The following is a 6782-nucleotide window of genomic DNA, read 5'->3' as shown; positions in this document are numbered from 1 at the left end:
AGCTGGACCGCAAGGCGCTGCCGGAGCCGGAGTGGGAGAGCGGGAGCGGTGCGGAGCCGGAGGGCGAGGCGGAGCGGGCGATCGCCGGGATCTGGTCGGAGGTTCTGGGCCTGCGGCAGGTGGGTCGGGACGATAATTTCTTCGATCTGGGCGGGGATTCCATCCTGTCCCTGCAGGTGATCGCCCGGGCCCGGCGGCAGGGGCTGGTCCTGACGCTCCGGGACACCTTTCAGCACCAGACCATCCGGGCCCTGGCCGCGGCGGTGCGCCGGGGGGCAGAGCCGGCAGCCGTTCCGGCCCCGATTGTCGCGACGAGGCCAGAGCGCCTGACCCCGTCTGACCTGCCGCTGGCCGGGCTGAGCCAGGCGCAGATCGACGCCCTGCCGGTCCCGGACATCGTCGACGCCTACCCGCTGTCGCCGCTGCAGCAGGGGCTGCTGTTCCACGCCCTGCACGCGACGGAGGCGGGGCTCTACGTCAACCAGGTCCTCGCGACCTTCGACGGACCGCTCGATGCCGGCCGCTTCACCCGCGCCTGGGAGGGCGCGATCGAGCGGCACGACATCCTGCGCACCGGCTTCCTGTGGGACGGCCCGGCGCCGCTGCAGCTGGTGCGGCGGAGCGTGCCGGCGCCGGTCGAGATCCGCGACGGCAGCGGCCTTGACGAGGCGGGGATCGCCGAGATCGCCCGCTGGGAGCGCGAGCGCGGCTTCGACCTGTCGGCGCCGCCGCTGATGCGGGTGCTGCTGCTGCAGATGGCGGAGGACCGGCACCGGCTGGTCTGGACCTTCCACCACATCCTGATGGACGGCTGGAGCACGTCGCGGCTGATCGGCGAGGTGCTGTCGCAGTATCACGGCACGGCGCCGGCCGTCGGCCCGGGCCGCTACCGCGACCACATCGCCTGGCTGGCCGGCCGCGACGCCGCGGCGGACGAGGCCTTCTGGCGCGGCCAGCTGGCCCGGCTGGAGGCGCCGACCCGGCTGGCCGACGCGCTGCCGGCCCCACTGGAGAGGGGCGACGGGCACGGCGTCCTCGCCACCCGCCGCGACGCCAGCCGCACCGTCCGGCTGACCGCCTTCTGCCGGCGCGAGCGCATCACGCTGAACACCCTGGTGCAGGGCGCCTGGGCGCTGCTGCTGTCGCGCTATACCGGCCAGCCGAGCGTCGCCTTCGGCGCCACCGTCGCCGGCCGCCCGGTCGAGCTGCCGGGCGCCGAGACGCTGCTGGGCCTGTTCATCAACACCCTGCCGGTGATCCAGCAGCCCGACCCCGAGGCGCGGGTGGGCGACTGGCTGCGCCAGGTGCAGGACGTCATGCTGGCGCTGCGCGAGCATGAGCACACGCCGCTTTCAGACATCCAGCGCTGGGGCGGGCAGGGGGGCCTGTTCGACACGCTGCTGGTGTTCGAGAACTACCCGATCGATCGTGCCGCGCGCACCGGCGGCGACCTGCTCGTGTCGGCGGCGGAGACGGTGGAGACGACGCATTATCCGCTGTCCCTGGCGGTCCAGGCCGGCGACACGCTCGACATCGCCTATGGCTATCGCCGCGACGCCGTCACGCCGGCCCGGGTCGAGGCGCTGGCCCGCCATCTCGACACGCTGCTCGACCGCCTGGCGGGGGACGAGGGCGCCGCGCTCGGTTCGATCTCCATGCTCGCAGAGACGGATCTCGCTGAGCTCGCGGCCTGGCAGACCGAGCCGTATGAGGCGGAGCCGTACCGGTCGGTTGCGGACTGGATCGGGCATCGGGCGGCTGCGGAGCCGGGCCGGACCTCAGTGATCTTCGGCGACCGCGAGGTCAGCCGAGGCGAGCTGGACCGGCGGGCCAACCACCTGGCCCATCGGCTGGTGCAGGCCGGCGTCGGCCCGGATGTGCTGGTCGGGGTGGTGCTGGAGCGGTCGGTCGAGCTGCTGGTGACGCTGCTGGCGGTGCTGAAGGCCGGCGGCGCCTATGTGCCGCTGGCGCCGGACGCGCCGGTGGCACGGCTGGCCGAGGTGGCGGCGGACAGCGGGCTGCGGCTGGTGCTGACCCAGGCGTCGCTGGCTGGAAGGCTGCCGCAGGGGTTGGAGCGGATTCTGGTCGAGGCGGGGGAGGCCGAGGCGGGGCCGGCGGTGGCGCTGCATCCGGACAATCTGGCCTATGTGATCTACACCTCGGGCTCGACCGGTAAGCCGAAGGGCGTCGCCGTCGCCCACGGCCCGCTGGCCATGCATTGCCGGGTGACCGCGCCGCTCTACGACATGGACGAGAGCTCGCGCGAGTTCCACTTCATCGCTTTCAGCTTCGACGGTGCGCATGAGCGCTGGCTGACTGCGCTGACCTGCGGCGCCAGCCTGGTGCTGCGCGACGAGAGCCTGTGGCCGGCCGAGAAGACGCTCGCGGCGATCGGCCGGCACGGCGTCACCAATGCCGGCTTCCCGCCGGTCTACATCAACGAGATGGCGGCCTGGGCCGAAGGGACCGGCCGGTGCCCGCCGGTCGACCTCTACTCCTTCGGCGGCGAAGCGATGCCGGCGGCGGGGTATGACCGGGTTCGCCGGGCGCTGCGGCCGCGGGCGCTGATCAACGGCTACGGCCCGACCGAGGCGGTGGTGACGCCGCTGGTGTGGAAGGGGTTGGCCGACACCGCCTGCGACGGGGCCTATGTGCCGATCGGGAGGCCGGTCGGCGACCGCCGGGCCTATGTGCTGGACGGACGGCTGCAGCCGGTGCCGGTGGGCGTGGCGGGCGAGCTCTATATCGGCGGCTCCGGCCTGGCGCGGGGCTATGTCGGCCGTGCCGACCTGACGGCGGAGCGGTTCGTGCCGGACCCGAACGGTCCATCGGGCAGCCGGATGTACCGGACCGGGGACGTGGTGCGGTGGCGGCCGGACGGGGCGGTCGAGTATCTCGGCCGGGCCGACCATCAGGTGAAGATCCGCGGCTACCGGATCGAGCCCGGGGAGGTGGAGGCACGGCTGCTGTCGCATCCCAGGGTGCGCGGGGCGGTGGTCTCGGCGGTGGCGTCGCCCGGCGGCAAGCGCCTGGTGGCGCATGTCGCGGCGCCGGAGGCCGGCAGCGGCCTCGAAGCCGAGCTGAAGGCGCATCTCGCAGGCCAGTTGCCGGATTACATGGTGCCGTCGCGCATCCTGGTGCTGGCGGCACTGCCGCTGCTGCCGACCGGCAAGCTGGACCGGAAGGGTTTGCCGGATCCGGAGTGGGAGAGCGGGAGCGGTGCGGAGCCGGAGGGTGAGGCGGAGCGGGCGATCGCGGGGATCTGGGGGGAGGTGTTGGGCCTGGGTGCGGTGGGGCGTGACGACAATTTCTTCGAGCTGGGCGGGGATTCGATCCTGTCGCTGCAGGTGGTGTCGCGGGCCCGTCGCGTGGGTCTGGTGCTGACGCCGCGGCAGCTGTTCGAGCACCAGACGGTGCGGGGGCTGGCGGCGGTGGCCGGCCGCGAGGCGGCCGCGGTTGTGCCGGAGACGGCGACGGGAGAGGCGCCGCTGACGCCGATCCAGCGCTGGTTCTTCGGGGCGGCGATCCCGCAGCGCCACCACTGGAACCAGTCGGTGCTGCTGGCGCCGCGGGCGGCTATGGACGCCGACGCGCTGGGCCGGGCCCTGGCGGCGGTGGTGGGGCATCACGCCGCCCTGCGGCTGCGCTTCGTGCAGGGTGAGGATGGCGCCTGGACCCAGGCCTATGCCGAGCCTGAGGAGCAGGAGTGGCTGTGGGTCCGCAGCGTCGCCGACGAGGCGGCGCAGACGGCGGTGGCGGAGGAAGCCCAGCGCAGCCTGGACCTGACCGAGGGCCCGCTGCTGCGGGCGGTGCTGGCCGAGCGCCGGGACGGCGCCCAGCGGCTCTTGCTGGTGATCCACCACCTGGTGGTGGACGGGGTGTCCTGGCGGATCCTGCTGGAGGATCTGCAGGCGGCGTATGGCCAGGCGCTGGCGGGCGAGCCGATCGTCCTGCCGGAGACGAGCAGCAGCTTCGGCGCCTGGGGCAGGACCCTGCAGGCTCACGCCGTGAGCCCGGCGCTTCTTGCCGAGCTGCCCTACTGGCAGGACGTGCTGGACGGACCGTCGGAGTTCCCGGTGGCGCGTCCGGCAGCTGCGAACACGGTGGCGCAGCGTGTGGAGCACCGGCAGCGCTTCGATGCCGGCCTGACCGAGCGTCTGGTGACGGCGGGGCGGGCGTGGCGGGCCGGGGTGGAGGACCTGCTGCTGACGGCGCTGGCACGGGTGCTGTGCCGGCAGAGCGGGCAGGGCTCGGCGCTGGTGGCGCTGGAGGGCCATGGCCGGGAGGAGCTCGGCGGTCTCGATCTCAGCCGGACGGTGGGCTGGTTCACCAGCCTGTATCCGGTACGGCTGACCCCGGCTGAGGATCTGGAAGCCTCGCTGAAGGCGGTGAAGGAACAGCTGCGGGCGGTGCCGAACCGCGGCCTCGGCTACGGCGTGCTGCGGCATCTGGGATCGCCGGAGGTGCAGGCCGTGCTGTCGGGTCTGCCCTGGCCTTCGGTGACGTTCAACTATCTGGGGCGGTTCGACGGGGTGACCGCGGGGGCGTTCGCCCTGGCGCGGGAGAGCGCCGGCCGGGACCAGTCGGACGGCTCGCCGCTCGGGGCCGAGCTGGTGGTGAACGGCCAGATCTCCGAGGGGACGCTCAGCCTGACCTGGCTGTACAGCGCCGCCCGGCATGATGCCGGCACGATCGAGCAGCTGGCCCGGGCCTTCGCATCCGAGCTGGCAGCGCTGGTCGAGCTGTGCGGCGTGCCGGGGGCGGGCGGTCTGACGCCGTCGGACGTGCCGCTGGCGGGTCTGACGCAGGCGGAGCTGGACGCCCTGCCGGTGCCGGCCCATGAGATCGAGGACCTGTATCCGCTGTCGCCGATGCAGCAGGGGATGCTGTTCCACAGCCTGCAGGTGCCGGAGCTGTACGTGACGCAGATCCGGGTGGATGTGGACGGGCTGGATGCCGGCCGCTTCGCCCGGGCCTGGGAGGCGGCGGTGGAGGCCCACGCCATCCTGCGCACCGGCTTCCTGTGGCAAGGCGACAAGCCCTTGCAGCTGGTGCGGCGGCGGGTGCCGTCGCCGGTGCAGCAACTGGACTGGCGCGGCAAGCCGGATCTGGAACAGGCGCTGACCGAGCTTGCGGCGACGGACCGGGCGCGGGGCTTCGACCTCGCCGCGCCGCCGCTGCTGCGGGTGCTCTTGGTGCGGACGGCGGAGGACCGGCACCGGCTGATCCTGACCAGCCACCATCTGCTGCTGGACGGGTGGAGCACGTCGCGGCTGATCGGCGAGGTGCTGACGCGGTACCACGGCACGACCCCGGCGCTGCCGGCGGGCCGGTACCGGGACTACATCGCCTGGCTGGGCCGGCGGGACCAGGCGACGGACCAGGGCTTCTGGCGGGAGCGGCTGTCCGGGGTGGAGGAGCCGACGCTGCTGGCCACGGCGCTGCCGGCCTCGGCCGTGCCGGCGCCGGAGGCGGGGCATGACAGCCGGAAGCTGCGGCTGGATGCGGCCGCGACCGAGACCCTCAAGGCCTTCGCCCGTCGCGAGCACGTGACCTTGAACACACTGGTGCAGGGGGCCTGGGCGCTGCTGCTGTCGCGGGCCACGGGTCAGCGTCGGGTGGTGTTCGGGGCGACGGTGTCGGGGCGTCCGGCGGATCTCAGGGATGCCGAGGCGCTGCTGGGGCTGTTCATCAACACCCTGCCGGTGGCGCCGGCGCTGGACCCGGCGCAGGGCATCGGCGACTGGCTGCGGCAGCTGCAGGCGGAGAACGCGGCGCTGCGCGAGCACGAGCACACGCCGTTGTACGAGATCCAGGGCTGGGCCGGTCAGGGCGGTCGGGCGTTGTTCGACACGCTGCTGGTGTTCGAGAACTATCCCGTCGACCAGGCGCTGCGGCAGCGCGACAGCCAGGGGCTGCGCTTCGGCCAGGTCTCGAACCTGGAGACCACGAACTATGCCCTGACGCTGACGGTCCAGGCCGGCGGAGATGTCGAGATCGGTTGGAGCTGGCGGCGCGACGCCTTCGACCGGGACCGGATCGAGCGGCTGATACGCCAGTTCGAGGCGCTGCTGCGGCGGCTGGCCGAGGATGCGGCGACACCGCTCGGCCGCGTCGTCCTGCCGACCGAGGAAGAGCAACGGCGCCTGTCGGATTGGAACGGGACGGACATCGCCTACGAAGCGGTGCCGACGGTGCTGACGCTGATCGAGCGTCAGGCGCGGGCGACGCCGGAGGCGGAAGCGCTGGTGTTCGGCGCCGAGCGGCTGAGCTACGCCGAGCTGGAGCGGCGGACCAACCAGCTGGCGCAGGCGCTGGCGGCCCGCGGTGTCGGGCCGGACGTGCTGGTCGGCGTGGCGGCGGAACGGTCGGTGGAGATGGTGCTGGCGCTGCTCGGCATCGCCAAGGCGGGCGGGGCGTACCTGCCGCTCGACCCCGAGCATCCGCGCGAGCGGCTGGCCGGCACCATCGCCGAGACCGGGCTGCGTCTGGTGCTGGCCCAGGCGCATCTCGCCGACCGGCTGCCTGACGGCGTCGAGGTGGTGGCGCTGGAGGGCTGGGACCTGTCCGGGTACCCGGACCGGGCGCCGGCGGTGGAGTGGCATGCCGACAGCCTGGCCTACTGCATCACGACCTCGGGGTCGACCGGCAAGCCCAAGGCGGTGGGCAACAGCCACAAGGGGCTGCTGAACCGGCTGCAATGGATGCAGGCGGAATACGGCATCGGCCCGGGGGACCGGGTGCTGCAGAAGACGCCCTACGGCTTCGACGTGTCGGTGTGG

1 protein-coding gene is annotated in these 6782 nt (G+C 73.2%); it reads left to right on the top strand.

The genetic code is table 11. The features are described from left to right. Positions 1 to 6782, top strand: a 6782-nt coding sequence (locus ACFW16_RS35670; protein WP_380313859.1) for an amino acid adenylation domain-containing protein, incomplete at both ends; no start/stop codon positions are given.

Origin of the sequence: Inquilinus sp. NPDC058860, assembly GCF_042743185.1 — a bacterium.
Lineage (GTDB): Bacteria > Pseudomonadota > Alphaproteobacteria > DSM-16000 > Inquilinaceae > Inquilinus.
Note: the sequence above shows the minus strand (reverse complement) of the source record. Positions and strands in the feature narration are given on the sequence as shown.